Origin of the sequence: Streptomyces sp. LUP47B (assembly GCF_001746295.1) — a bacterium.
Taxonomy (GTDB): domain Bacteria; phylum Actinomycetota; class Actinomycetes; order Streptomycetales; family Streptomycetaceae; genus Streptomyces.
This window is the reverse complement of record NZ_MJAH01000010.1, coordinates 194,877-220,415: the sequence shown is the minus strand read 5'-3', so window position 1 is coordinate 220,415 and position 25,539 is coordinate 194,877. Positions and strand designations below refer to the sequence as shown.

General features: G+C 71.6%; 27 protein-coding genes. 16 read left to right on the top strand and 11 right to left on the bottom strand.

From position 1 onward, the window contains the following. The first annotated feature begins 73 nt into the window (after window positions 1-73). Window positions 74-790 (top strand): bifunctional 2-polyprenyl-6-hydroxyphenol methylase/3-demethylubiquinol 3-O-methyltransferase UbiG, encoded by a 717-nt coding sequence (locus BFN33_RS29040; RefSeq protein WP_069763103.1) that lies wholly within the window; start codon window positions 74-76, stop codon window positions 788-790. Window positions 791-882: 92 nt separating this feature from the next. Then, window positions 883-1,350 carry a DoxX family protein gene (locus BFN33_RS29035; RefSeq protein ID WP_069763102.1) on the top strand — a complete coding sequence of 156 codons (468 nt, stop codon included), beginning with the start codon at window positions 883-885 and terminating at the stop codon, window positions 1,348-1,350. 118 nt (window positions 1,351-1,468) lie between these two features. Here the strand turns inward: BFN33_RS29035 and BFN33_RS29030 are convergent, their stop codons facing one another. Then, on the bottom strand, window positions 1,469-2,206 hold the full coding sequence (locus tag BFN33_RS29030; protein WP_069763101.1) for an RNA-binding S4 domain-containing protein: 738 nt from the start codon (window positions 2,204-2,206) through the stop codon (window positions 1,469-1,471). 113 nt (window positions 2,207-2,319) lie between these two features. On the opposite strand from BFN33_RS29030, the gene BFN33_RS29025 reads away from it, so the two are divergent. Together BFN33_RS29025 and pip are read left to right on the top strand one after the other, a co-directional pair. Beyond that, the gene (locus BFN33_RS29025) at window positions 2,320-3,051 is read left to right on the top strand and encodes a uracil-DNA glycosylase (protein WP_069763100.1); all 732 of its coding nucleotides are present in this window, start codon (window positions 2,320-2,322) and stop codon (window positions 3,049-3,051) included. A 9-nt stretch (window positions 3,052-3,060) separates the two neighbouring features. Continuing rightward, the gene (gene pip / locus BFN33_RS29020; protein ID WP_069763099.1) at window positions 3,061-4,029 is read left to right on the top strand and encodes a prolyl aminopeptidase; all 969 of its coding nucleotides are present in this window, start codon (window positions 3,061-3,063) and stop codon (window positions 4,027-4,029) included. Here the strand turns inward: pip and BFN33_RS29015 are convergent. Continuing rightward, the gene (locus tag BFN33_RS29015; RefSeq protein WP_069763098.1) at window positions 4,026-4,694 is read right to left on the bottom strand and encodes a GntR family transcriptional regulator; all 669 of its coding nucleotides are present in this window, start codon (window positions 4,692-4,694) and stop codon (window positions 4,026-4,028) included. The genes pip and BFN33_RS29015 overlap by 4 nt on opposite strands. A gap of 156 nt (window positions 4,695-4,850) precedes the next feature. Here BFN33_RS29015 and BFN33_RS29010 point away from each other — a divergent pair, with 156 nt between their 5' ends. Then, window positions 4,851-6,314, top strand: coding sequence for an NCS1 family nucleobase:cation symporter-1 (locus BFN33_RS29010; protein WP_069763097.1), 1,464 nt, complete (start codon window positions 4,851-4,853; stop codon window positions 6,312-6,314). Between the two features lie 5 nt (window positions 6,315-6,319). Further along, window positions 6,320-7,039 (top strand): aspartate/glutamate racemase family protein, encoded by a 720-nt coding sequence (locus tag BFN33_RS29005; protein ID WP_069763096.1) that lies wholly within the window; start codon window positions 6,320-6,322, stop codon window positions 7,037-7,039. Between the two features lie 6 nt (window positions 7,040-7,045). Here BFN33_RS29005 and BFN33_RS29000 read toward each other — a convergent pair whose 3' ends face one another. Both BFN33_RS29000 and BFN33_RS28995 read right to left on the bottom strand, forming a co-directional pair. Next, window positions 7,046-7,495 carry a GNAT family N-acetyltransferase gene (locus BFN33_RS29000; RefSeq protein WP_069763095.1) on the bottom strand — a complete coding sequence of 150 codons (450 nt, stop codon included), beginning with the start codon at window positions 7,493-7,495 and terminating at the stop codon, window positions 7,046-7,048. Beyond that, entirely contained in the window at window positions 7,492-7,905 is a 414-nt protein-coding gene (locus BFN33_RS28995) for a RidA family protein (protein WP_069763094.1), read from the bottom strand. Before BFN33_RS28995 ends, BFN33_RS29000 begins: the two co-directional genes overlap by 4 nt. A 150-nt stretch (window positions 7,906-8,055) precedes the next feature. Between BFN33_RS28995 and BFN33_RS28990 the strand changes: the two genes are divergently transcribed. The 6 genes from BFN33_RS28990 (at window position 8,056) to BFN33_RS54615 (ending at window position 14,791) form a co-directional block, all read left to right on the top strand. Next, on the top strand, window positions 8,056-8,820 hold the full coding sequence (locus tag BFN33_RS28990) for a nucleotidyltransferase domain-containing protein (RefSeq protein WP_069763093.1): 765 nt from the start codon (window positions 8,056-8,058) through the stop codon (window positions 8,818-8,820). A 187-nt stretch (window positions 8,821-9,007) separates the two neighbouring features. Beyond that, window positions 9,008-10,963, top strand: coding sequence for an FUSC family protein (locus BFN33_RS28985; protein ID WP_079141053.1), 1,956 nt, complete (start codon window positions 9,008-9,010; stop codon window positions 10,961-10,963). 118 nt (window positions 10,964-11,081) lie between these two features. Continuing rightward, entirely contained in the window at window positions 11,082-12,434 is a 1,353-nt protein-coding gene (locus tag BFN33_RS28980; protein WP_069763091.1) for an amidohydrolase, read from the top strand. 47 nt (window positions 12,435-12,481) lie between these two features. After that, window positions 12,482-13,651: a cytochrome P450 gene (locus BFN33_RS28975; RefSeq protein WP_069763090.1), complete on the top strand. Its 1,170-nt coding sequence runs from the start codon at window positions 12,482-12,484 to the stop codon at window positions 13,649-13,651. A 92-nt stretch (window positions 13,652-13,743) separates the two neighbouring features. Further along, window positions 13,744-14,433, top strand: a complete 690-nt coding sequence (locus BFN33_RS28970) for a DUF899 domain-containing protein (protein ID WP_069763089.1) — start codon at window positions 13,744-13,746, stop codon at window positions 14,431-14,433. Between the two features lie 172 nt (window positions 14,434-14,605). Further along, on the top strand, window positions 14,606-14,791 hold the full coding sequence (locus BFN33_RS54615) for a hypothetical protein (RefSeq protein ID WP_079141074.1): 186 nt from the start codon (window positions 14,606-14,608) through the stop codon (window positions 14,789-14,791). Window positions 14,792-14,793: 2 nt separating this feature from the next. Here BFN33_RS54615 and BFN33_RS28965 read toward each other — a convergent pair whose 3' ends face one another. The 3 genes from BFN33_RS28965 to BFN33_RS28955 form a co-directional block, all read right to left on the bottom strand. Further along, window positions 14,794-16,737, bottom strand: a complete 1,944-nt coding sequence (locus BFN33_RS28965; RefSeq protein ID WP_069763088.1) for an ABC transporter ATP-binding protein — start codon at window positions 16,735-16,737, stop codon at window positions 14,794-14,796. Window positions 16,738-16,937: 200 nt separating this feature from the next. Then, complete coding sequence (locus BFN33_RS28960) at window positions 16,938-17,384, bottom strand: hypothetical protein (protein ID WP_069763087.1); 447 nt, start codon at window positions 17,382-17,384, stop codon at window positions 16,938-16,940. Continuing rightward, a complete protein-coding gene (locus BFN33_RS28955; protein ID WP_256122895.1) occupies window positions 17,375-18,037 on the bottom strand; it encodes an ATP-binding protein in 663 nt (220 codons plus the stop codon). The genes BFN33_RS28960 and BFN33_RS28955 overlap by 10 nt, the downstream gene beginning before the upstream one ends. A 249-nt stretch (window positions 18,038-18,286) precedes the next feature. Here BFN33_RS28955 and BFN33_RS28950 point away from each other — a divergent pair, with 249 nt between their 5' ends. Further along, entirely contained in the window at window positions 18,287-19,147 is an 861-nt protein-coding gene (locus tag BFN33_RS28950; protein WP_069763085.1) for a helix-turn-helix transcriptional regulator, read from the top strand. Further along, window positions 19,148-19,402 carry a DUF397 domain-containing protein gene (locus BFN33_RS28945; protein ID WP_020120036.1) on the top strand — a complete coding sequence of 85 codons (255 nt, stop codon included), beginning with the start codon at window positions 19,148-19,150 and terminating at the stop codon, window positions 19,400-19,402. Window positions 19,403-19,518: 116 nt separating this feature from the next. Here BFN33_RS28945 and BFN33_RS28940 read toward each other — a convergent pair whose 3' ends face one another. Next, complete coding sequence (locus BFN33_RS28940) at window positions 19,519-20,973, bottom strand: PLP-dependent aminotransferase family protein (RefSeq protein ID WP_069763084.1); 1,455 nt, start codon at window positions 20,971-20,973, stop codon at window positions 19,519-19,521. Window positions 20,974-21,019: 46 nt separating this feature from the next. Between BFN33_RS28940 and BFN33_RS28935 the strand changes: the two genes are divergently transcribed. Then, window positions 21,020-21,499, top strand: coding sequence for a carboxymuconolactone decarboxylase family protein (locus BFN33_RS28935; protein ID WP_069763083.1), 480 nt, complete (start codon window positions 21,020-21,022; stop codon window positions 21,497-21,499). Window positions 21,500-21,621: 122 nt separating this feature from the next. Here BFN33_RS28935 and BFN33_RS28930 read toward each other — a convergent pair whose 3' ends face one another. The 3 genes from BFN33_RS28930 to BFN33_RS28920 all read right to left on the bottom strand — a co-directional run bounded on the left by BFN33_RS28930 (window position 21,622) and on the right by BFN33_RS28920 (window position 24,673). Continuing rightward, window positions 21,622-23,109, bottom strand: a complete 1,488-nt coding sequence (locus tag BFN33_RS28930) for a glutamate synthase subunit beta (protein WP_069763082.1) — start codon at window positions 23,107-23,109, stop codon at window positions 21,622-21,624. A 179-nt stretch (window positions 23,110-23,288) separates the two neighbouring features. Continuing rightward, window positions 23,289-23,768: a DUF1772 domain-containing protein gene (locus BFN33_RS28925; protein ID WP_069763280.1), complete on the bottom strand. Its 480-nt coding sequence runs from the start codon at window positions 23,766-23,768 to the stop codon at window positions 23,289-23,291. A gap of 191 nt (window positions 23,769-23,959) precedes the next feature. After that, window positions 23,960-24,673 (bottom strand): DUF2293 domain-containing protein, encoded by a 714-nt coding sequence (locus BFN33_RS28920; protein WP_079141052.1) that lies wholly within the window; start codon window positions 24,671-24,673, stop codon window positions 23,960-23,962. Between the two features lie 132 nt (window positions 24,674-24,805). Here BFN33_RS28920 and BFN33_RS28915 point away from each other — a divergent pair, with 132 nt between their 5' ends. Then, on the top strand, window positions 24,806-25,438 hold the full coding sequence (locus BFN33_RS28915) for a uridine kinase (RefSeq protein ID WP_069763080.1): 633 nt from the start codon (window positions 24,806-24,808) through the stop codon (window positions 25,436-25,438). Window positions 25,439-25,539: the final 101 nt, after the last annotated feature.

Below are 25,539 nucleotides of genomic sequence, written 5' to 3'. Positions count from 1 at the left end.
TCGGACGGGTGAATCTGTGCGAGTCGGGAACGGCCGTGCGGACACGGGCCGTTGGACGGGTATGGAGCTGAGGATGCGAGCTGGACATCAGGGGACGGGACCCGGGGCGATCACCCCGGACGGGTGCGCGGTCGAGCTCTACTCGCGGCTGCGGATCGGGCCGGAGCCGGACATCATCGCCGGGGCGGTGCCCGCGGGAGCGCACATCCTGGAGCTGGGCTGCGGTGTGGGGCGCATGACCCATCCGCTGCTGGAGCGGGGTTTCGCGATCACGGCGGTGGACGAGTCCCCCGACATGCTGGAGCGCGTGCGCGGGGCACGGACGATATGCGGCACCATCGAGGACCTCGACCTGGGCGAGACGTTCGACGTGGTGATGCTCGCGTCGTTCCTCGTGCACCACGGCGACCTGGAGGTGCGACGCGGGATGCTGCGTACCTGCGCCCGGCACGTGGCGCAGGGCGGCAGTGTGCTGATCCAGCGCGAGGGCGAGGACTACCACTCCGATCTGCCGCGCGAGCGTAGCGAAATGGGGGTCCCCCCGGCCGAAGGCTGGGGGAGCATCGACCCCAGTGGTTACACCGTGCGGATCGTCTCCTCGGAGCCGGTGGCAGAGGGCGTGAACTCGGTGCACGCGGAGTACGAGTTCCCGGACGCGACCTGGACCCAGACGTTCCAGGCCCGCCCGCTGACGAAGGAGCAGTTCGAGGAGGCGCTGGCGGAGGCGGGGCTGAAGGTGGACCGGTATCTGACGGAGGACCGGACATGGGTGCGGGCGGTGGCGGCCTGAGGGAAAAGGTCGTGGAGCGGCGATGAGTTCGGGTTCGGGCGCGGGTCTATCTCTCTGACAGCAACACAGACCGCTTCCCGCAGGAGACCCCGATGTCCGAGACCACCGTCCCCGTCACCCGTACCGCCGCTTCCTCCGCCGTCTCCCCTGTCATCGCCGAGTCCTCGACGGCACGCGGCCGCCGGGCCCGGATCGCCCTGCGCACCCTGCAGGTCGTGCTCGCCCTCTTCTACGTCATCGCGAGCGCCCTCCCCAAGCTGATCGCGCACCCCTCGGCCGTCGAGGGCTTCGACAAGATGGGCTGGGGCAGCGCGGGGATGTACATCATCGGCGTGCTCGAACTGGCCGGTGGGATCGCCCTGTTGATCCCGGTGCTGCAGTCGGTGGCGGCGGTGGCGCTGAGCGGGCTGATGGTCGGCGCGTTCGTCGTCCAGCTCACCTACTTCGACGGGGAGAACGCGGCCACTCCGCTCATCCTGATCGTGCCGCTCGCCCTGATCGCCTGGGCCCGGCGTCGGCACAACGCGGACCTGCTGCGCCTGGTGCGGCGACGGGCGTGAGGAGAGCCGCCCCACGGCCACCACCGTGAGGCCGGTGCCCTGCCCTTCGGGAGGGGACCGGCCTCACGGTGGTGGCCGACGGTTGCTTCTCCGCCGACCCCGGAGCAGCGTCCTCGCCTCAGCGTCCGGTCCTGCCCGAGTGGCCGCCCCGGTTCGAGCGTCTGCCCCTGTCGGAGCGGCGTGCCCCGTCCGGACTGTCGGGGCTGCCCGAGCCGTCCGGTCCACCGGAGCCGCCGATCGCGTCCGCGTCGCCGAATCCCTCCGAGCCACTGGGGCCGCCCGGGCCACCCGGGCCGCTGAAGCGGCTGCGGCGGTTGCCTTCCGTGAGGCCGCGCAGGCGTTCCAGCTCGCGGCGGTCGCGCTTGGTCGGGCGGCCGGTGCCGCGATCGCGGATGCCGGCGGGGGCGACGGCCGTGCGGGGCGGGGGCGGGGGAGAGTTGTCGACGTAGCACTGGACGGCCACGGGGGCGCCGACCCGCTTGCGGATCAGACGCTTGACGATGACGATCCGCTCCCAGCCCTCCTGGCGGACGCGCACCTCGTCGCCGACGCGCAAGGAGTGGGCGGGCTTCACGCGCTCGCCGTTCACGTGCACATGCCCGCCCCGGCAGGCGGTGGCTCCCGCGGAACGGGTCTTGGCCAGCCGTACGGACCAGATCCAGCTGTCGATCCGTACGGTCTCGCCGTTCTGCGGCCCGGCGGCCTCCGCGGCGGCGACCGCGGCGGCGATCTTCGGGTCCGGTGCCTCGGCGGCGCTGAGGCCGGGACCGGCGACCTTCGCGTCGGAGCCCTCGGCCGTCGTTCCGGCCCGGCCCGTCCCACCGGTCTCGTTGTCGTCCGTACGTTCCACAGCCATGGCTCCGACCTTAGTACCCCGGGCCGTGTGCGCCAGGTGGGTTTTCCGGGGGGTGCCCGGAGTGGTGGCCCACCCCCGTCCTCACGGCTCGGACGTGCCCGTACCGTGGGACCGTGAACGCCCTCGCCGAACTCGACCGCCGGATCGCCGGCTGTCGCGCCTGCCCGCGGCTGGTCGACTGGCGGGAGGAGGTGGCCCGGACCAAACGGGCCGCGTTCGCCGACTGGACGTACTGGGGACGGCCGGTGCCCGGCTTCGGGCCGGCGGACGCGCGGATGCTGATCGTCGGGCTCGCGCCGGCCGCGCACGGCGGGAACCGTACCGGGCGGATGTTCACCGGTGACCGTTCCGGGGACGTGCTGTACCAGGCGCTGTACGACGTCGGGCTCGCCTCGCAGCCGACCGCCGTGACCGCGGACGACGGCCTGGAGCTGTACGGCGTGCGGATCACCTCACCCGTGCACTGTGCCCCGCCCGCCAACAAGCCCACCCCCGGGGAGCGCGACACCTGTCGGCCCTGGCTGGTCCAGGAGCTGAACCTGCTGCGGCCCACGCTGCGGAGTGTGGTCGTGCTGGGTGCCTTCGGCTGGCAGGCCGCACTGCCCGCGTTCACGGAGGCGGGCTGGAGCGTGCCCCGGCCGCGGCCCGTCTTCGGACACGGGGCGCGCGTCCCCCTCGACGGCCTCGAACTCTTCGGCTGTTTCCACGTCAGCCAGCGCAACACCTTCACCGGCAAGCTCACGCCCGCCATGCTGCGGGACGTGCTGGGCACGGCCGCGGAAGCGGCGGGAGTGCGTGGTCGTAGCGGCGAAAACGAGGCGACGAGGGCGCCGTACGACGGTTAGGGTCGCCGGATGCCCCTCTACCCGGAGATCGAACCGTACGACCACGGCATGCTCGACGTCGGCGACGGCAACCACGTGTACTGGGAGACCTGCGGGAATCCGGACGGCAAGCCGGCGGTGGTGCTGCACGGTGGGCCGGGGTCGGGCTGCACGCCGTGGGCGCGTCGGCTGTTCGACCCGGCCGCGTACCGGATCGTGCTCTTCGATCAGCGCGGCGCCGGGCGGTCGACGCCGCACGCGAGCGCGTACGACACCGACATGAGCGTCAACACGACCCCGCATCTCATCGCGGACCTGGAGGTGCTGCGACGGCATCTCGGGATCGAGCGGTGGCTGGTGTGGGGCATTTCCTTCGGCTCGATGCTCGGGCTGCGGTACGCGCAGACGCATCCTGAGGCCGTGACGGAGCTGGTGCTGACCGGGATCGCGACCGGCGCGAATCCCGAAGTCGCCCTGCTTACCAGGGGAGTCGGGAAGATCTTCCCGGCGGCGTTCGAACGGTTCGTCGGCGAGTTGCCGGCCGAGGAGCGGACCGGGAACATCCCCGCCGCGTACAACCGGTTGCTGGAGTCGCCCGATCCGGAGGTGCGCGAGCGGGCGGCGCGGGCGTGGACCGACTGGGAGACCGCGATCGAGTCAGCGCCGCCACGGTCGGTGCCGCGCTACGAGGACCCGGAGTTCCGGCAGGGCTTCGCGCGTACCGTCACCCACTACTGGGGCAACGACCACTTCCTGGGCGAGGGCAACGACGAGGGCGTCGTCCTGCGCGACGCGCCCCTCCTCAAAGGCATCCCCGGCACCCTTGTCCAGGGCAGCCTCGACTTCGGCAACCTCCTCGGCACCGTCTGGCGGCTCCATCACGCCTGGCCCGGCAGCGAGTTGACGGTGATCGACGACGGCGCGCACTTCGCGGGGGAGCGCGGTGTGGACGTGATGGTGGCGGCGACGGACAAGTACGCGCGCGACCGGACCCGTTAGATCATCTCGGCCGTGTCCCCGAACAGCTGCCGTACCGTCGACTCGTAGTTGGTCCGCACATGCGCGAGGGCGTGCGCGCGGGCCCGGTCCGGGTCGCCGGACGCGATCGCCTCGTACAACTCCCGGTGCTCGACGAGGAGTTGGGGCCACTCCTCGTTCCGCCGCGTCATCCAGCGCAGCCGCCCGGCAACCGGTTCCAGAGCGTTGACCAGCAGGCTGTTGCGGGCCATGGCCACGATGCTGTCGTGCAGACGGCTGTTGACGTCCGTGATCGCCTCCGCGTCGCCCGCCTCGGTCGCGGTCGCCGCGAGGGCGAGGAGCCGCTCGACCTCGGCGAGGTCCTGAGGGGTCGCGCGCGCCGCGGCGAGGCCGGCGGCGTACACCTCCAGTGCCTCGCGCAGCTCGAAGAGTTCCTTGACGTCGTTCGGGGTCAGTCGCCGTACCACCGTCCGGCGGGGCGTCTCGAAGTGGACGAAGCCCTCGGCGACCAGCGCCCGGATCGCCTCGCGGACCGGCACCCGGGAAACCCCGAAGCGCTCCGCGAGCTCCCGCTCGACCAGCCGGTCGCCCGGCCGCAGCCCGCCCGCGATGATCTCCTGCCGCAGGGTGGCCAGGACGCGTTCGCGGACGGCGCCGAGGGGCTCGATGTTCGTCGTGGAGCTCATGAAGCCATCTTCTCCGACTCCGGAGCTGTTTTACGAAGCGTTAACGGACGCGACATCGGTCGGAACTCTTGACGGCGGGACCATGTCCCCAGTTTGGTATACCAAAACTGGATGCCAGGCGGCCGCCCTCCTCCTGTCCCCGTCCCTGGAGGCCCTGTGTCCCTCGCCGACCGTGCCGAAGTCACCGGCGCACCAGCGTTCGTCCCCGATCCCCGGCTCACCAACGAAGACCTGGCCCCGGCAGGCAAGCGCAACTGGAAGGTCTTCGACCTCTTCGCCATGTGGATGTCCGACGTCCACAACCTCGGCAACTACACCTTCGCGGCCGGTCTGCTCGTTCTCGGCATGAACGTGTGGCAGGTCTTCACGTCCCTGCTCGTCGGCTTCGTGCTGATCTACGTCGGCATGAACTGGATGGGAAAGATCGGCCAGCGCCACGGCGTGCCGTTCCCCGTCGTCAGCCGCATCAGCTTCGGTGTGTGGGGCGCCAACATCCCCGCCCTCATCCGGGCCGTGATCGCCATCATGTGGTACGGCATCCAGACCTATCTGGCCTCCGTCGCCGTCAACGTGATGCTGCTGGCCGCCTGGCCGGGCCTGGAGTCCTGGACGCACAGCTCCTTCCTCGGCCTCGACGCGCTCGGCTGGGTCTCCTTCCTCTCCCTGTGGCTGATCCAGGCGCTGATCATCAGCCAGGGCATGGAGTCGGTCAGGAAGTTCCAGGACTTCTGCGGACCAGCGATCTGGCTGGTCATGATCGCGCTGGCGATCTGGGTGCTGGCCAAGGCCGGCTGGAGCATCTCGCTCACCACCACCCCGCACCCGGTCTCCTTCGGTGAGCAGTGGCGGCAGTGGTTCGGCGCGATCGGCCTGATCCTCGCCACGTACGGCACGCTGATGCTCAACTTCTGCGACTTCTCCCGCTTCGCACCGGACTACAAGACCGTCCGCCGCGGCAACTTCTGGGGCCTGCCCATCAACTCCACGGCCTTCGTGGTCGTCTCCGTGATCGTCACCGCGGGCTCGCTGGAGGTCTGGGGCCAGGCCATCACCGACCCGGCGGAGCTCGTCGCCAAGGTCGGCAACACCTGGGTGATGGTCCTGGGCGCGCTCACCTTCGCCATCGCCACCATGGGCGTCAACATCGTCGCCAACTTCGTCTCACCGGCGTACGACCTCGCCAACGTCTGGCCGCAGAAGATCACCTTCAGAGTCGGCGGCATGATCAGCACGGTCGCCGCGCTGCTCGTGACCCCGTGGAACCTCTTCTCCAACCCCACGGTCGTCAACTACTTCCTCGGCGGCCTCGGCGCCTTCCTCGGCCCGCTGTTCGGCGTGATCATGCTCGACTACTACTGGGTCAAGAAGGGCCGCGTGGACGTCGACGAGCTGTTCAAGGCCGAGCCCGGCTCCCGCTACTACTACCGCAAGGGGGTCAACCCCAAGGCCCTGTGGGCGTTCCTGCCGGCGGCCGCGGTCGCGGGCGTCCTCGCCCTGGTGAAGACGTTCAGCGACGTGGCCCCGTACTCGTGGTTCATCGGTACGGCCCTCGCGGCCGGCCTGTACGCGCTGCTGTGCCGGAGTGAGCGGGCGGCTCCCGCTGAGGCTGTGGAGGTCTGAGAGACGTGCGGATCGTCGTCACCAACTGCAACACCACGCAGGAGATGACCGAGGAGATCGTACGAGGTGCCCGGGCCGCCGCAGGCCCGGGCACCGCCGTGCTCGGGCTCACCCCGCGGTGGGGACCCGAGTCCGCGGAGGGCTGGCTCGACAGCTATCTCTCCGCGGCGGCCGTCATCGACCTGCTGCGCACCTACGAGGGTCCTCCCTACGACGCCGTCGTCATGGCCGGTTTCGGCGAGCACGGCCGGGAGGGCGTCCGGGAGTTGGTGGACGTACCGGTCGTCGACATCACCGAGGCCGCCGCCCATCTGGCCTGTCTGCTCGGCCGGCGCTACGGCGTGGTGACCACGCTGGAGCGGTCGTGCGGCCAGATCGAGGACAGCCTGGAACTGGCGGGGGTGGGGCGCAATTGCGCCGCCGTCGTCGGGACCGGACTGGGGGTTCTCGACCTGGGCGACGCCGACCGCACGGAGGCCGCGTTCCTGGCGGCCGCCGAGCGGGTGCGGGATGCGGGCGCCGAGGTCCTGGTGCTGGGGTGCGCGGGCATGACCGGGCTGCAGCGGACGGTGGGGGAGAAGCTGGGGCTTCCCGTCGTCGACGGGGTGGGGGCGGCGGTGAAGCTCGCGGAGTCGCTGGTGGGGCTGGGCCTGAACACCAGTCGGGCGGGCGGGTACGCGAAGCCGGTGCCGAAGAGGCGGGTGTGGGGAGGGCGGGCCGATTGACCCCTCTCAGGGCCGCCACACATACCGCACGTCCGGCTCCCGCTCCTCGTTGCCGCTGCCGTCGGTGCGCTCGGCCTCGACGAAGCCGTGACGTTCGTAGAAGCGGTGGGCCGGCCTGTTGACCTGGAAGGTCCACAGGCTCAGCCCCCGCGGAGCGCGTTCCTTGGCGAGCGCGACGAACCGGTCGCCGAGGCCGCGCCCCCGCCAGTCCGGGTCGAGATACAGCTGGGACAGCAGATCGCCGGCGAGGACCATGAGGCCCACGACCTGTTCCTCCGCCACCGCCACCCACGTCTCCCGCGACGGCACCACGACGTCCCGGATGTAGGCGCGCACCTCGTCGTCGGACCGGGGCCGCACGACCGTCGGCAACGCGGCGGCGAAGGAACGCAGATAGACGTCGGCCGTGCCGGACGCGTCGGAGGCGGTGGCCCGGCGGATGACGACCGCGCTCATCGCGAGGCCCTCTCCGGCACCACGGCCGTGGCCGTGATCTCCACCAACTGGCCCGTGTAGCCGAGGCAGGCGACCCCGATCAGCGTCGACGAGTGCGGGCCGCTGCTCAAACCGGACGCCTCCACGACCTCCCACACGGCGGACAGCACCGCCGGCTCGCTGCTCACGACGTGCACGTCGGTGGCCAGCACATGCTCCAAGTCGCTTCCCACCGCGTGCAGTTGCTCCCGAAGGTTCGCGATCACCTGCTCGGCCTGCCGCGCGGGATCCCCCTCCCCGACGACGTTCCCCTTCGCGTCCAGCGGCACGGACCCGGCCAGAAACGCGAGCTTCGTGCCGGCCTCGACGACGGAGGCGTGGGAGTAGGTCGGCGGCGGGAACAGAGCCGGGGCGATGACGCGCTGGATCACGTGGACTCCTGGGGTGAACGGCGGACAACTTTCCGATCATCGGGGGCGGGGGACGGGACCGCACCTGAATTTCCGGGACCGGGGAAACGGGTTGCCTCGCCGCCGCGTAATTCCGTGGAGGGCCGCCCCCGGGCTTCGTACGCTGCGCCCATGCCCCCCACACTCTCCGACGCCGCCTTCCTCGACACCACCGCCGACCGTCTCGCCGCCCTCCCCGCCGTCCGGGCCGTCGCCCTCGGCGGCTCCCGTGCCGAGGGGACCGCGCGGCCGGACAGCGACTGGGACCTGGCGGTCTACTACCGGGGAGCCTTCGACCCGGCCGATCTGCGTGCCGTCGGCTGGGAGGGCGAGGTGTCCGAGATCGGCGGCTGGGGTGGCGGGGTGTTCAACGGGGGTGCCTGGCTGACGATCGACGGGCGGCGGGTCGACGTCCACTACCGGGACCTCGACGTCGTGGAACGGGAGTTGGCGGAGGCGGAGCAGGGGCGGTTCCGGGTGGAGCCGTTGCTGTTCCACCTCGCGGGCATCCCCACCTACCTGATCGTGGCCGAACTCGCGATCAACCAGGTCCTGAGGGGCGACCTCCCGCGCCCTGCGGCCTACCCGCCGAAACTCCGTGCCTCGGCCGCCGCCCGCTGGCGCGACACCGCCCACGCCACCCTCGCCTACGCCAAGGCTCACCACGCCCCGGCCGGCCGCCTCACCGAGACCGCCGGCGCGCTCGCCACAGCCGCCGTGCAGATGGGGCACTCCGTACTGGCGGCGCGGGGGGAGTGGGTGACGAACGAGAAGCGGCTGCTGGAGCGGGCCGGACTGCGGGACGTCGACTTGATCGTCGAGTCCTTGACGGCATCACCCGGGGCGGCCGTCCGCGCGGTCACGGAGGTGCGGGAGTTGCTCGACAGAGCGAACTGAGCGGCCCCGGCTCACCTTCCCGGGTTGCGTTCATAAAGAACGTGGCTCTTACAGACATCGTCACACGTGAGTAACACGAGCGTCCCGGACCGTCCAAGAACGCGATCTACCGTGGACCCCACAGCCCAACGCCCGGCCACCGTCGCCCGAAGGCACACCCCCGCCTCCCCCCGACGACAGGAGCCCCGTGTCACTCGCCCCACCGCCCTGGCTCGCTCACGCCCTGCGTGCTCAGCGCGGACCGATTCCCTGGAACGCCGTGGTGCGGGGTGCACTGTCCGCCGGGCCCATCCTCCTCGTCGCCGTCCTCACCGGCCGCACCTCACTCGGTGTCGTCGCCGCCATCGCCGCCATGCTCGCCGGGATCAACGACCGGCCCGGGAGCCGGCGGGTCTCCGTCAAGCGGATCGGGATGCCGGCGCTCGCGGGAGCCGTCGGGATGTTCCTGGGGACCACCGCGGGGGAGCACATCGGGGCGGTCCCACTGACCGTGCTGCTGACCCTCGTCGGGCTGATCGCCGGCGGCATCAGCGCCGTCGGGCCCGTCGCCTCCGGGGCCGGTACGCAGCTGCTGGTCGCTTCGGCGATCGGGGCGGGCATGCCGTTGCCGGAGGAAGGGTGGCTGAGGGCCGTCGCCTATCTCGGCGGTGCCTGCTGGCTGCTCGCGCTGCGGCTCGTGCTGCCCACCCCCGGCGGTCTCGCCGGGGACTTCCGGTTCGACGGCGAGCGGGAGGCCGTCGCTGAGGTGTATGACGCCGTCGCCGCTCTCCTGGACGCCGTGGGGAGTGCGAACGCCACCGCACGGCGCGTCGCGCTCACCGCCGCCCTCGATCACGCGCAGGACGCGCTCACCGGGCCGCGGCTGCGGCGGTACGCCAGCTCGGCCGCCGAGCGGCGGCTGCACGCGCAGTACGCCGCCGCGCTGCCGCTCGCCGAGGCCGCCACCGCGCTCGCCTGGGCGGAGGAAGCGGTGCCCGGGCGGGCCTCCGCGGGGCCCCGACGGCTCGCCGTCGCCGTACGGGAGAACACACACACCGGGCCGTTGCCCGCGCCCGCCCGGTCGGGGCCCGCGCTGCGGGCACTCGACGACGCGCTGCTGCGGGCCGCCGACGCCTTCGACGGGGGCCGGGGCGGGGATCTGCACAAGCGTCGGCTCACCGTCAGGGGCGCGCTGCGGTCCGTTTTCGGGGCCGGCGGGCGGGAGTACGGGCTGCGGGTCGCCCTCTGCTTCGGGGCCGGCGTCGCCGTGGCACAGGCGCTGCACCACTCCCACTGGTACGGGGAGCACCAGCACTGGTACTGGCTGCCCGCCACCACCGTCTTCCTCGTCAAGCCCGACCTCGGACCGCTCGCCTCCCGTGTGCTGTGCCGGGCCGCCGGGACCGTCCTCGGAGCGCTGGTCTTCGCCGGGTTCGCGCTCGTACTGCCGCGGCCCGAAGGACTCATCGTGCTCGTCGCCGTCAGCGGGGCGCTCATTCCCGTGGCCACCCGGCACTTCGCCGCGCAGACCGCCGTCGTCACCGTCCTCGTCCTGGCGCTCGTGATGGTGGGCGGTGAGCCGCAGGCCTCCGCCGGCCGGATCACCGAAACCCTGCTCGCCTGCGGCATCGTGCTGATCGTGGGGCATCTGCCGATGCCGGGGCAGCGCGGCGGGGGAGTGCGGTCCCGGCTGGCCGCGGCGAGCGGCGCGGCCGAGGCGTACCTCACGCACGTGCTGCGGGAGACCGAACGGCCCCTTCCACGGGAGATGGCGCGGCCTCTTCCACGGCGGACCGCGCGGCCCGTCCCGCGAGGCGCCGGGTCCGTCGTACGGGACATCGCCACCGACGACACCCGCGCCCGGCGCTGGACCCTCCGCCGCGAGGCCTACCGCGCGCTCGCCGAGGCCCGTACCGCCATCGCCCTCGCCGCCGCCGAACTCCCCGCGCTCGCCCGGCACTCGGAGGGCGCCGACGAGATCGTCGCCGTGCTCGAAGGGATCGTCGACACGACCACCGCGAGCGCCGTCCACCTCGACGACTCCGGGCGGCTCGCCCCCGAACAGGTCCGACGGCTCACCGAACTCCTCGACGAACTCGGCCGACTTGACGACGGGCGAGGTCGAGTGGAGGTCCGGCTGCCCGGAGTTCACCTCGCCGGTTAGGGGTCACACCCCTACCCCACACCGGTGCGGGCCGCCACTTTCGCCTCGTACACGAGGGCGACGACGGGATGCGCGGTTCACTCACAGCGAGGGCACGACCGCGTCGTACGGTGCCTGTATGACGCCTTCTCCCGCAGGTCTCATCATCACCCCGTGCACGGTGCTCACGCACGACGATCAAGAGCAGGTCGGGTTCGTGGACGACGCGGCGATCGTCGTACGGGAGGGTGTCGTCGAGTCGGTGACCAGCAGCGCGCGGGCCGAGGAACTGCCCGCGGCGGAGCGCATCGACGGGCGGGGGCAGATCGCCCTTCCCGGGCTCGTCAACTGCCATACCCACGCGCCCATGGTCGCCCTGCGCGGGATCGCGGAGGATCTGCCGACCGAGGAGTGGTTCAACGACGTCGTCTGGCCCATCGAGTCCAACCTCACCGAGAAAGACGTGGAGTTGGGGGCGCGGCTGGCCTGCGCCGAGATGATCCGGGGCGGTGTCACCTGCTTCGCCGACCACTACTTCTCGATGGACGCCGTCGCCGCGGTGGTCGAGGAGTGCGGCATCCGCGCGCACCTCGGGGAGGCGTACTTCTCCTCGCAGGGGCCCCAAGGGCGGGAGAAGTCCCTGGAGTTCGCGCTACGACACCGCGGCGGCGCCGGTGGCCGCATCACCACGGCACTCGCCCCGCACGCGCCCTACACCGTGGACGACGGCGACCTCACCGCGACCGCCGCGCTCGCCCGGGAGCACAGCCTGCCCGTCCATCTCCACGCCGCCGAGAACCGCGGCCAGGCCGAGGCGAGCCTCGCCAGGCACGGGGTGACGCCCATCGAGGTGCTGCGGCGCACCGGGATCCTCGACACGGACGTGCTGATCGCGCACGGCTCCGGCATCCTCGACAGCGACCTGCCGATTCTCTCAAGTGCCGCCGGTCGCACGGCAGTCGCGACCGCCCCGCGCGGCTACCTCAAGTTCGCCTGGCCCACCACCACGCCCGTGCGCGCCCTGCACGACATCGGAATCCCCGTCGGACTCGCCACGGACGGGGCCGCCTCCAACAACTCCCTCGACGTATGGGAGTCGATGGCGCTCACCGCGCTGATCCAGAAGTCGACGACCGGTGACCCGCGCTGGCTGACGTCCCGTCAAGCCCTGCACCACGCCACCCTCCAGAGCGCTCGCGCGGTCGGCCTCGGTGAGATCGTCGGCAGTATCGCACCCGGTCGGCGTGCCGACATCATCCTGGTCGACCTCACCGGCCCGCACACCCAGCCCGTCCACGACCTCGCCGCGACCCTGGTCCACAGCGCCCGCTCCTCCGACGTCCGCACGACGATCGTCGACGGCCGCGTGCTGATGCGGGACCGCGAGCTGCTGTCCATTGATGTCGGCGCCGTCGTGGGGGAGTTGGAGGAGCGGATGCCCGCGCTGCTGGACCTGAGCCATGGCAGGCGCATCCAGAACTACAGCACCTGACATCCGGCCCGGCAGCCCGTGATCTCCGCGCCGCTAGGCTGACGCCCATGGATCCCGCCGACGGCCTCCTCGACCATCCGTACGACGTGTACCGGCGCCTGCGCGACACCGCGCCCGTGCATCGGATCGCCGGGCCCGACGGGACGCCCGCCTGGATCGTCACGCGGTACGACGACGTGCGGGCGGCTCTCGCCGATCCGCGATTGGCGTTGGACAAGCGGCACGCCACGGCGGGGGCCTACAAGGGGTTCTCGTTGCCGCCCGCGCTCGACGCCAACCTGCTCAACATGGATCCGCCGCACCACACCCGGATCCGCCGACTGGTCGGACGGGCCTTCACCCCGCGTCGGATCGAGCAGTTGCGCGAGCCGATCCGGCGCACCGCCGACCGGCTCCTCGACGCGCTCGGTTCCCACGGGACCACCGACCTCATCGCCTCCTACGCCGCGCCCCTGCCGATCACGGTCATCTGTGACCTGCTCGGCATCCCGGACGAGCACCGGCTGGACTTCCGGGTGTGGACCGACACCCTCGTCGCGCCGGACCCGGCGGCCGGACCCGCGGCGGCCAAGGAGGCGATCGTGGCGATGCTCGGCTTCTTCACGCGGCTCCTCGCCGACAAGCGCCGGGAACCCGCCGACGACCTGCTCTCCGATCTGATCGCCGTCCGCGACGAGGGCGACCGGCTCAGCGAGGACGAGCTGATGTCGCTGGCCTTCCTCATCCTCTTCGCCGGGTACGAGAACACCGTGCAGCTGATCGGGAACGCGGTGCTCGCGCTGTTCCAACATCCCGGACAGCTCGACGCCCTGCGCGAGGACCCCGCCAGACTCCCCGCGGCCGTCGAGGAGTTCCTCCGCTACGAGGGCCCTGCCCTGCTGGCCATCCGCCGCTTTCCCCTCGAGGACGTCACCATCGGCGGGGTCACCGTCCCGGCGGGCGAGACGGTCTGGGTCTCCCCGTCCGCGGCCAACCGCGATCCCGACCGCTTTCCCGACCCCGACCGCCTGGACCTCGCCCGCGACGCCTCCGGCCATCTCGCTCTCGGCCACGGCATCCACTACTGCCTCGGCGCCCCGCTGGCCCGTGCCGAGACCGAGATCGCCCTGGCCGCGCTCCTGGAACGGTTCCCGGATCTCGCGCTCGCCGAGCCGACCCCGAGGTGGCGCAACTCCCTGCGCGCCCGGGGCCTGCTCGCGCTCCAGGTGTCGTACTGAACCAACCCGTCCAGGATTTTCCCGCGACAGCGATGAGTTCCGCCCCTCCCCACGGTCACCACTCCGACGGACCGTCGCACAGGAGGGACCCCATGGCGCTTCCGGAGATCGTCTCTCGGGACGAATGGCGCGCGGCGCGCGCGGAACTGCTGGTCAGGGAGAAGGCGGCCACGCGCGCGCGGGACGCCCTGAACGCCGAGCGGCGCAGGCTTCCCATGGTCGAGGTCGAGGAGGAGTACGTCTTCGAAGGCGGTGACGGCAAGGCCACCCTGCTCGACCTCTTCGAGGGGCGCGGCCAGCTCGTCGTCCACCACTTCATGTTCGCGCCCGAGTGGGACGCGGGCTGCCGCAGCTGCTCCGCCTTCCTGGACCAGATCGGACACCTGGCCCATCTGAAGGCGCGGGGGACGACGTTCGCGGCCGTGTCGAGAGCGCCGTATACGAAGATCCTGCCGTTCAAGGCGCGGATGGGATGGACCGTGCCCTGGTACTCGTCGTACGGCGGCGACTTCAACCACGACTTCCAAGCCACCTTGGAGATCGACGACGAGCCGGCCGAGCGGCCCGGCATCAGCTGCTTCCTGCGCGACCGTGACCAGGTCTTCCACACCTATTCCACCTATGAACGCGGCCTCGACGGACTCGGCTCGACCACCAGCTTCCTCGACCTCACCGCACTGGGACGGCAGGAGGAATGGGAGGAACCCAAGGGGCGCGCGTCCGCTCTCGGGGCGCCCGCAGGCAGCGTACGCATGCGGTATCACGACGAGTACGAGGACTGACACGGAGGGTGAATGATGTCGTCACACCGTGACGGGATCCTCACACTCCGGGGTGAATCTGTGTCGGCTACGTCTCAGTACGGCAACTCACCGAGGCTTTCCGGCCCTGGAAGGCGTTAACTCCTACAAGCGCTCCTACGGGGAGTGCAACGCTTTCTGGAGGTGCAGGGTGGTGAACGGGCGAACAGTGCTCGAACGCTTTCCCGCTGGCGGGCCGCGCGGATCGTGGCCGGCGGAGGAGTTCGCGCAGGCGAGGCGTCTTGAGGGACTGCCGGCGGAGGTCGTGATGGACCTCGCGACGGACACGTTCCTGGTGATCGTCCGCAGTGGAGAGGCAGCGATAGACGCTGTCGCGTGAGGTCAGCCCGCCTCCTTGGCGGGCACCTTTGCCGTGAACTGCTCGGCCTGGAGCGAGTACAGCTCCGCGTACACACCACCGGAGGCCAGGAGCTCGTCGGGCGTGCCCGACTCCACGAGCCGGCCCTGCTCCAGGACGTGCACCAGGTCCGCGTGGCGCACGGACGCCAGCCGATGGGTGATCAGGACGACCGTCTGACCGGTGCCGGACAGCGCGCGGATCTTCTCGAAGACCTCCAGCTCGGCCCGTGCGTCCAGGGCGGCCGTCGGCTCGTCCACGATCAGGATGCGACCGCGCCGGTAGGCGGCCCGAGCGATCCCGAGCCGCTGCCACTGCCCGCCGGACAGCTCGTGCCCGCCGCTGAAGTTGCGGGCCAGCAGCGTGTCCAGGCCGCGCGGCAGATCGGCCAGCACCTCCCCGGCGCCGGCCTCGGCGACCGCGCCGGACACCCGCTCCTCGGTGAGCGGCACCGACGAGCGGCCCACCGCCACATTGACGCGGGCGGTGAACGGCCACCGCTTGAAGTCCTGGGCGACCATCGCGACCCGCTCGGCGAGCAGCTGGCGGTCCGCGTGCGCCGCGTCCAGGTTGTCCCACAGGATCCGGCCGCGGTCGGGGGCGTACAACCCCGCGAGCAGCTTGACCAGGGTGGTCTTGCCGGAACCGTTCTCCCCGACCAGGGCGACGATCTTGCCGAGCGGCAGGGTGAGGGTCACGTCGTCGAGCGCGGGGCGGGTCGCGTCTCCCGGGTAGGTGAAGGAGACGTTCTCGAAGCGGATCTCGCGCGGGTCGTCCGGCAGCGCGGACCCGCCCTCCGGGATCGCCCGCTCGGCGGCCTCCGTGTAGAGCCGCTGCAGGTCGCCGACGAACAGGGCCTCCTCGTGCAGCGCGTTCATCTCGATGACCAGGGTGTTCAGACTCTGCGAGCCGGTGCGCACGGCGATCACGGCCGTACCCGCCACCGACAGCGCCATCGCGCCCGCCAGCAGCAGCGCGCCCAGTGTCGCGTACGTCGCCACCGTCGCCAGGCCCGTCCAGGTCGCCGCTATCAGCCCCGTCCGGGCCGCGAGCCGGGCCAGTCGGGCCTGCTCGGCCTCCGCCGTCTCCGCCATCGCACGGTAGTGCCGGAGCAGGAACGGCCCCACGCCGTGGACGCGGATCTCCGGCGCCGCCTCCGGCTCGATCAGCAGGGCCCCGAGGAGGCGGCCCGCCCGCACGTGCTGCACCCAGGTGTGGAAGGACTCGTACTGGCGGCGCGCGATGGTCAGCGCGCCCCAGCCGCTCGGGATCGTCATCGTGACCAGCAGCGGCAGCAGCGCCGGGTGCAGCACGGTCAGCACGCCCGCCGCCGCGATCAGCGAGATCATCGCGTTCACCACCCGCGTCGCGAACGAGATCATCCGGCGGGCCGAGGTGGCGCCGTACTGCGCGGTGTCCAGCAGCTTGTGGAAGGCGTGATCCTCGATCGCAGACAGCTCGACGGTGGCCGCCCGCTCCAGATACCGCTCGGTCGCCACCCGCTCCACCTTGGGCTCGAGGCGGCCGGTGGCATGCGTCGACGCGGCCCGCAGCAACGCCCCCAGGAGCATCACGGCGGCCATGGTGACCAACGCGGGCACGGCCCCGCGCAGCCGGTCCTCCAGCGCGCCCCCGCCGATCAGCCGCCCCAGCACACTGTTGACCGCGAGCAGACTCACCGCCTGTGCGAGACCCCGGGTCACCTCGGCGGCCAGCACGGTCCGCGCGGCCCGCCGGTCCGCCTGCCAGGCCAGCCGGAGACTCGCCGACAACAGCGACGGCAGCCGCACCACCATGGCCCGGAACCCCAGCTCCAGAAACGCGTCGGAGTGCGAGTTCCAGCCCGTGTCGTACCTCAGCGGTCCCCCGAAGAGCAGCCGCTCCGACTCGGAGACTCCGGGCTGCTCAGTGCCACGCCGTTTTCCCACCGCAGACCTCCCCCGATCCTGGACGGGGCAACTATGGCGGCGGCGGGCCGCAGGGAGGGAGAGCGCGAAAGGGGGCAGAGAAAACGCGCGGGCGTACAACGGGCCGCAAAGGAGCGCGGGGCTGCGTCACCATGCGACTGCGCCGCGCGGGCGCGGCCGGCCCTCACGGACCCGCACCGAGGGATGGTCTTCCGGCCGAGCTAACCCGCTGAGCTGACCGGCCGGGACCAGCTGGGAGTGGTCCCGGTCAGCTGGCACAAGGCCAGGTAGAGAGGGATGGGGGGCGTGTACGGCAACGTCCCCTCGCCCCGATGGACAAGGGACGGCACCACCGGGGCGTCCGGAACAACCGCCCCGGTGGCGTACTGGGCAGGCCTGGGCCACTCGAGCGCGTAGTCGGAGTCGGCAGGAACGATCCACCACCAGTGCGTGTCATCGGCGTACACACACCCGACCCGCGGCAACCGGGACACCAGTTCCCTGCTCAACTGCACCGGCACCCCGACCGCGTCGCAGCCAAGCGGCACCGTCATTCCCTCCGGAACGGCCAGCCTGCGCGGCGTCCCCGGCGCCCGCAGCCCGCGTCCGAGGCGGACCAGCGTGTCCATGGTCAGCACCTGGCCGCCGGGTCCGCCGCTCACGCCCATGCGCCCGCGCCCCCCGCTCCGTGATCGCGCGCCTCCCCCACGGGCGCCGCTCTGTGGTGCTCCTCGACCTCGTCCTCCTGGCCCGATCCCCCGGAGGGAACCGGCTTGGGGCGGGCTCCCCAGCCCAGATCGTTGCGCGGGCCGGTGTCCACGCGGGGCTCGTCCGCCTTGCGCGGCAGCTCCGCCCAGACCAGCAGCCCGGGGCCGTGCTCATGAGCGCCCCACGCGTGACAGAGGGAGTCGACGAGAAGCAGTCCCCTCCCGTGCTCCTCCTCGCCGCGCTGCGGGGACGGGTGCGGTTCACCCGGGGCGCAGCCCTCGTCGCGCACGGCTATTCGCACCAGGTCGTCATCGTCGTGCAGCTCGCAGACCACACGGCTGCTCGCGGTGTGCACGATGGCGTTGGTGACCAGCTCGGAGACGACCAGGGCGGCCGAGTCGCAGGTGTCCTCGCAGACCGACCAATGGGTCAGCCGCGCCCTCGTCAGGCGTCTGGCCTGCGCGGGAGAACCCGGATGCGCGGCCAGCTCGAAACGGAACCGGCGCCGGACAGCGGCCCTGTCGGGCCCTTCTGCCGGGACAGCACCGAGACCCTGGGGGTGGCCTACGGCAGCGTCTGTTCCTAAGGGCGGGGACGGAATCACGCTTGCCACTATCGCCCCGTCGTGAACACTTGGCAAGTGTCACTCTGAAAAATGCAGAGTGCTGTGTGACGCGGTGGGAGGCCGTGGCACACTGCTCGCAACAGCATCTTGAGCGGCGCCAGTTGGGATCACCGGAGATCCGTACGCAGCGGTATTCCGTATTCGTACAGATCTTCGAACCAGGTCTTCGAATGGCGCCGCTGGGCTGTCAGCATGCTGGTGGCTGTGACGCCCGTAATGACTTCGTGGAGGTGGAGCGTGAGCGAACCGCGGTCCGCGCCGACGGTCGGTCAGGTCGTCCTCGGCCGGCGCCTGCTGGACCTGCGGGAACGCGCCGGGCTCAAGCGCGAGGAAGCCGCCCGTATCCTCCGCGTCGCCCCCGCCACCGTCCGTCGCATGGAGATGGCCGAGGTGGGGCTCAAGATCCCGTACCTCCAGCTCCTGCTGAAGGCCTACGGCGTCGGTGACCAGGAGGCCGAGGACTTCGTCCAGCTCGCCGAGGACGCCAACCGCCCCGGCTGGTGGCAGCGCTTCCACGACGTGCTGCCCGGCTGGTTCTCCATGCACGTCAGCCTGGAGGGCGCGGCCGCGCTCATCCGCGAGTACGAGCCGCACTTCGTCCCCGGTCTGCTGCAGACGGAGGACTACGCGCGTGGCGTCCTGCGCTCGGGCGCCATCGGCCAGACCAGCCCCGACGACATCGAGCGCCATGTCGCCCTGCGCATGGAACGGCAGGGACTGCTCACCCGTCAGGACGCGCCCCGGTTGTGGGTCGTCATGGACGAGACCGTGCTGCGCCGCCCCGTCGGCGGCCCGGAGGTGATGCGTGCCCAGATCGACAAACTGCTCGAGGCAACGAAGCTGCCCAACGTGACGCTCCAGGTCGCCCCGTTCGCCAACGGGCCGCACCCCGGCACGTACGGGCCCTTCGTGCTCTTCCGATTCGCCGTGCCCGAACTTCCGGACATGGTCTACAGCGAGTACCTGACCGGCGCGATCTATCTGGACGCGCGCGTCGAGGTGGCGACCCATCTCGAGGTCATGGACCGCATGGCGGCGCAGGCCGCTACGGCACATCGCACGAAGGAGATCCTCCGGGATCTCCGCAAGGAGCTGTGAATGAATCGCATCAAGCCGCGCCTGTCCGTCTACAACGGCATGCCCGCCCGGGAGCTGGGGAGCGAAGGCTGGCACAAGCCGTGGAGCGGCGGCAACGGCGGCAACTGCCTGGAGGCGATGAAGCTCGCCGACGGCCGGATCGCCGTCCGTCAGTCCACCGACCCGGACGGACCGGCGCTGATCTACACCACCGACGAGATGACCGCGTTCATCGAGGGCGCCAAGGCGGGGGTGGCCGACTTCCTGCTCTCCTGAACTCAGTGCTCCCTTGATGAGTAATCGCTGAATGATTGAGATCGACCAAGGGGGGTGGGCCGCTGCCGGCCCACCCCCGGGGCAGGGCCCGGGGGATCAGTGGACGCCGTTGTCTCCTACGACGCCTGCGTCTCACCCGGCGGCAGCGCCCCGCACAGTGTCTCCAGCGCCGCCGCGTACGCATGCTCGGAAGGTGTCGCGTACCCCACGACCAGACCGTCGTGGGCCGGCATGTCCGTGTCCGGGTGACGGAACTCCGCGAGTCCGTCCAGCGCGACGCCCTGCCAGATCGCGGCCTTGACGGCGGATCGCTCGGTGCCCGGCGGCAGCCGCAGCACCGCGTGCAGCCCCGCCGCGACCCCGGTGACCTCGATGTGCGGCGCGTGCTCGGCCAGCGCGGCGACGAGCAGGTCCCGGCGGCGCCGGTAGCGCTGCCGCATCTGCCGTACGTGACGGTCGTAGGACCCCGAGACGATGAGGTCGGCGAGGGCCAGCTGGTCGAGCACGCTTGCCCAGGCCTCCCGCTCGCCCTTGGCCGCGAGTACGTCACCGACGTACCGCTCGGGCAGCACCATCCATCCCAGCCGCACCGCGGGCGACAGGCTCTTGCTGACCGAGCCGATCAGGATCACCCGCTCGGGGTCGAGGCTCTGCAGGGCGCCGACGGGCTTGCGGTCGTAGCGGAACTCCCCGTCGTAGTCGTCCTCCAGCACCACCGCGCCACGCGCGCGTGCCCAGTCGACCACCGCCGCCCGGCGCTCGGCGTGCAGCGGACCGCCGGTGGGGAACTGATGCGCGGGCGTGAGCAGTACGGCCCGCTCGCGGGTCAAACGGTCCACGCGCGCGCCGTGTTCGTCCAGGGGCAGCGGCACGGTCCGTACGCCCTCGGCCGCGAGCAGCTCCCGGTGAAAGGGCAGTCCGTACGCCTCCACGGCCAGCGGGCCGCGCAGGGGCTGCCCGCCTCCGCCTCCGCCCCCGCCTCCGCCCCCGAAGAGCAGCCGCAGGGCGTGCGCGAACCCGGAGCAGATGACGATCCGGTCCGGCTGCGTGCGCACGCCACGCGCGCGTGCGAGGTATGCGGCGAGGGCCGCTCTGAGCTCCGGCCGCCCGGCGGGGTCACCGGGACCGAAGACCTCGTTGGGGGCCTGGTGGAGGGCCCGGCGGTAGGAGGCGAGCCAGGCGCTCCGGGGGAAGCCGGAGGCATCGGGGGTGCCTTGGCGGAGGTCGTGGCGGGTGGCACGCGCGCGGTAGGTGGCCGGCCTTCTCGTGCGTACGGCGGCGTGGAGCGGCCGGGACCGTTCGGCGACGCGAGTGCCGGAGCCCTGGCGGGCGGTGAGCCAGCCCTCGGCGACGAGTTCGGCGTAGGCGTCGGCCACCGTGTTGCGGGCGACGCCGAGGTCGGCGGCGAGTGAGCGGTAGGGCGGCAGCCGGGTGCCGGGTGCGAGCCGCCCACTGTGTACGGCCTCCCGCAACGCCCGGATCAGCGCGGCCCGCTTGCTCCCCGGACCGGAGAGTTCGAGGTGCAGGTCGGAGCCGATCCGCTCCGCGTAATTGACCCACGATTCCACCATGGAAATGCACCCTACAGCCGGTCTTTGCGCCCCGTAGGTTGATCACATGACGACGACGCACACGAACGTGACAGGTACGGCTCGGCTGGACTTCGCGAAGGCCGCCCCGAAGGTGTTCCGAGCGCTGATCGGTTTCGACGCGGCCGCCCGCGAGGGCCTCGAACCCACCCTCGTCGAACTGATCCAGATCCGCGCCTCCCACCTCAACCGCTGCGCGTACTGCCTCCACATGCACACCAACGACGCCCGCAAGGCCGGCGAGACGGAGGACCGCCTCCACATGGTCCCGGTCTGGCGAGAGGCCCGCCATTTCTTCACGGAGAAGGAACAGGCCGCCCTGGCCCTTACGGAGGCGGTGACGCTGGTGGCCGACGGCGGAGTCCCCGGCATGGTCTACGCGCAGGCCGCGGCCTGCTTCGACGAACAGGAACTGGCCCACGTGCTGTCCCTGATCCTCACGATCAACACATGGAACAGGGTGGCGCTGTCGACGGCGAAGGTGGCGGGGACGGATGAGCGGGGGTGAGGTAGGGGGCGGGCTTGGGTGGGGGAGTGGGGCGGTGGTGTCCTGCGGCTTCTGGTCCGTGTCGGTGGCGGGCACCGCCACCGACAGCTGAACTCGCCGCGCCCCTAGGCCCGTCCGCCGCCCTACACCGTCATCGGCCGGTCGTACGGTCCGATGGGCGCCGGCAGTCGTGAACTCCCCGTCAGATACCGGTCGACCGCCGCCGCGACCGCCCGCCCCTCGGCGATCGCCCACACGATCAACGACTGTCCCCGAGCGGCGTCGCCCGCAGCGAACACCCCCGGCACATTCGTACCGAACCCGGCATCCCGTGCGACCGTCCCCCGGGGCTCCATCCCCAGCCCCAACTGCTCCACGAGCCCGTCCCCCCGATCCGGCCCGGAGAACCCGAGCGCCAGCAGCACGAGGTCGGCGGGAATCGTCCGCCCCGTCCCCGCCACCGGCCGCCGCGCCGCGTCCACCGCGACAAGGTGCAGCGACCGCACATGCCCGTCCCCGTCCCCGGTGAAGCGCAGTGTGGACGCCGCGAACAACCGCGCGTCCGCGTCGGCCGCGGGCGCGGTCTCCAGCTCCCGGGCCTCCTCGTGCGCCGCCGACAACCGGTAGATCTTCGGATACGTGGGCCACGGCTCCGCGTCCTCGTCCCGCTCACCCCCGGGCTGCGCATAGATGTCCAACTGGGTCACGGACGCGGCCCTTTCACGCACCGCGGTCCCCAGACAGTCGGCCCCCGTGTCACCTCCGCCCACGATCACGACATGCTTCCCGGCGGCCGACATCGGGGACACCGCCAGATCCCCCTCGCGCACCCGGTTGGCCAACGGCAGATACTCCATGGCCTGCTGAACCCCGGCCAACTCCCGTCCCGGCACCTCCAGTTCACGCCATGCCGTGGCCCCCGTGGCGATCACCACCGCGTCGTACCGTGACCTGAGTTCCGCCGCCCCGACGTCGCGCCCGACCACCGTGGACGTACGGAACTTCGTCCCCTCGGCCCGCATCTGCTCGATCCGCCGCTCCAGATGGTGCTTCTCCATCTTGAACTCGGGGATGCCGTACCGCATGAGCCCGCCGAGCCGGTCGTCCTTCTCGTAGACGGCGACCGTGTGCCCTGCCCGGGTCAACTGCTGTGCCGCGGCGAGCCCGGTGGGCCCCGATCCGATCACCGCGACGGTCCGCCCGGACAACCGGTCCGGTGGTCGCGGCGGAGTGAACCCGAGCTCCCAGGCCCGGTCGGCGACGGCTGCCTCGACGTTCTTGATGGTGACCGCCGGCTGGTTGATGGCGAGCACACATCCCGCCTCGCACGGTGCCGGACACAACTTCCCCGTGAACTCGGGGAAGTTGTTCGTCGCGTGCAGCCGGTCGGCGGCCTGCCGCCAGTCGTCCCGTGAGACAAGGTCGTTCCACTCGGGGATGAGATTCCCCAGCGGACAGGCGTCGTGGCAGAACGGGATGCCGCAGTCCATGCACCGGTCCGCCTGTTTGCTGATGATGGGCAGCAGGGCCCCGGGGACGTACACCTCGTCCCAGTCCCGGACCCGTTCCTCGACCGGCCTGCGGGGCCAGTCCTGGCGAGGTGTGGTCATGAATCCCTTGGGATCGGCCATGGCCGTCTTCCTTGCTCGCGCTGGTGACGCCGACGCGTCCGCCGTGGCCGTGCGTCATCGGGCGGCACTCCTGCGGAACTCCTTTCGGCCACGATACGGCTGATCGGCCCCTGGCGCAGAGTGCCTGTCAGCCGCTGGGACAGCGCTTTCTCCGGGTTCGGAGGCCGGTGTGGCGACGCTCATGTGAGGGCCAGCACGTACGCCAGCGCCGCCGCGCCCGAGGCGACCGCGCGGACGTGGTTCCACATGGTCCACTCGCGCACATACGTCGGCCAGTACGCCGCCGCCTCCGGGGTACCCGGGTCCAGCTTGAGCAGGGCGTCGTTGCGGGGCACGTTCGCCACCATCGTCAGCCCGAACGAGCCGAACAGATACAGCGCGCTGCCCACCAGCAGCTCGACCGTCCCCTCGTCCGGCCACAGCACGAACGTCACCACCGCGATCACCGCGCACAGCACCGCGGAGCCCGCGAACACGGCCATGAACGGCGGCCGCACCGCGGTCACGTTGATCGCGTTCATCGCGGCGACGCCCTGCGCGGGCGGCAACTCGGCGAGCCCCTTCATCACAAAGGTCGAGAACGCACAGAAGACCCCGGCCACCAGCCCGGTCCCGAGCACCCCCAGCACGACCAGCCCGAAGTAAGGTCCCTCGATCATCACCACACCAGCTCCAGCCTCCGGCCGAGCCCCAGGCCCGGCACCACCCGTCCCCACCAGTGAATCCCGCCCCCACCCCCCGAACCATGGCCATGGCGCGCACCTGCATAACCCAACGTCCACCCCCTGAACTCCTGAGTTCCGGCGCGCGGTTGTTCCGGGCCGGGGTCCAGCGGGCCGGTCAGGGGTCCTCAGCCCGACGCCTGAGTCACCTCCTTCACCATCTCCAGCACCCGCCACCCCCTGAGCACCGCCTCCACATCCCCCAAGATCCGTCCCCGCGCCTCATGCCGCGTCACCCCGCTCATCAGCAGCGCGTCATACGGCGTGTCCACATGCCGCACGGAAGCACCCACCGCCGACACCACCGCGCCCTCCGACAGGGCTCGTCCCGCCGCGCTCCGCCCCACCCGCCCGCTGCCGCGCAGGGACGCATGCGAGGCGATGGCCCGAGCCCGCTCGTCAGGACACCCCGGAAACAACCGCCGTATCTCCGCCGCGAACGCCTCGGCGAACCGCACGTCCTCCACCGCCCGCCGGCGCGCGTCCCGCACCCGGCGCCGCCGCCGTGCCTCCGCGTCGGCCAGGCACCGCTCCTCGGCCCGCGCCAGCCCCGCCTCCTCGACGAGGACGCCCTGCCGTTCGTAACGCCCCTTGCGCCGGTTGAACCGCACGACGACCGCCGACAGCGCGCTCTCCTCCCGCGAGCGGCGCGTGAGCGCGGTGTTGCCGCGCGGCAGGAACACCAGATGCCCGAGGTCGGCGCAGTCGAGACACCGCGGCGTCCCGCCCTCGACGACGAGCATCGGCAACGGCCCGCCCCGGCACTCCGCACAGTGCCGTCTCCGCAACGGCTGGACGACAAGAGGTCCGCCAGGGGTCGGGGGAGTCGCGAGGCCTGTCATGAGGGGTTCATTCCCCAGCCACGCGCATTACCGACACCGACCCCGACCAACCGGCGTGGCGACCCCGGCCCGCCGCCCACGGGACCGACGAGCGGGACGCCTTCCCAACACCGGCTGACGCATCATGGCCGTGTGCGACTCGAAGCGATCACCTGGGACCGGCTCGGCGAGCAGCTGGCCGACCGACTCCTCGACCTGAAGCCGGCCGACGGCAGCCCCTGGCCCCGCGTCGCCCTCGACGGCGCCCCGGCAGCCCGCCCCGGCGAACTCGCCGAGCGTGTCTCCGAGGCTCTCCGCATACGTGGCCGCCCTTCGCTCGTCGTCGGCATGGAGGGCTTCCTGCGCCCCGCCTCGCTCCGTCTCGAATACGGCCACCACGACCTGGAGGCCTACTACAGCGGCTGGTTCGACACCGGCGCTCTCTGGCGCGAGGTCTTCGGCCCCCTCGAACCCGGCGGCGACGGCCGAGTCCTGCCCGACCTGTGGGACCCGGTCACCGACCGCGCCACCCGCAGTCCCTACGTCCATCTCCCGCCCGGCGGCGTCCTGTTGCTTCACGGCCCCCTCCTGCTGCACCACTGGTTCCCCTTCGACCTGACCGTCCACGTCCTCCTCTCCGAGGGTGCCCTGCGCCGCCGTACTCCCGAGCCCGACCACTGGACCCTCCCCGCCTACGAGCGCTACGCCGACGAGACCGACCCGGCCGGAACGGCCGACGTCCTGGTCCGCGCCGACGACCCCCGCCACCCGGCGTGGAGCGGCTGACCCGGACCGTCCGAGGACTGTGGCGACGCTGCCCGGGACCGGCCGCCGCTACCGACAGGTTCCGGGTGCGGGCCCCCGGTGGCACGGCGAGAATGAAGGGC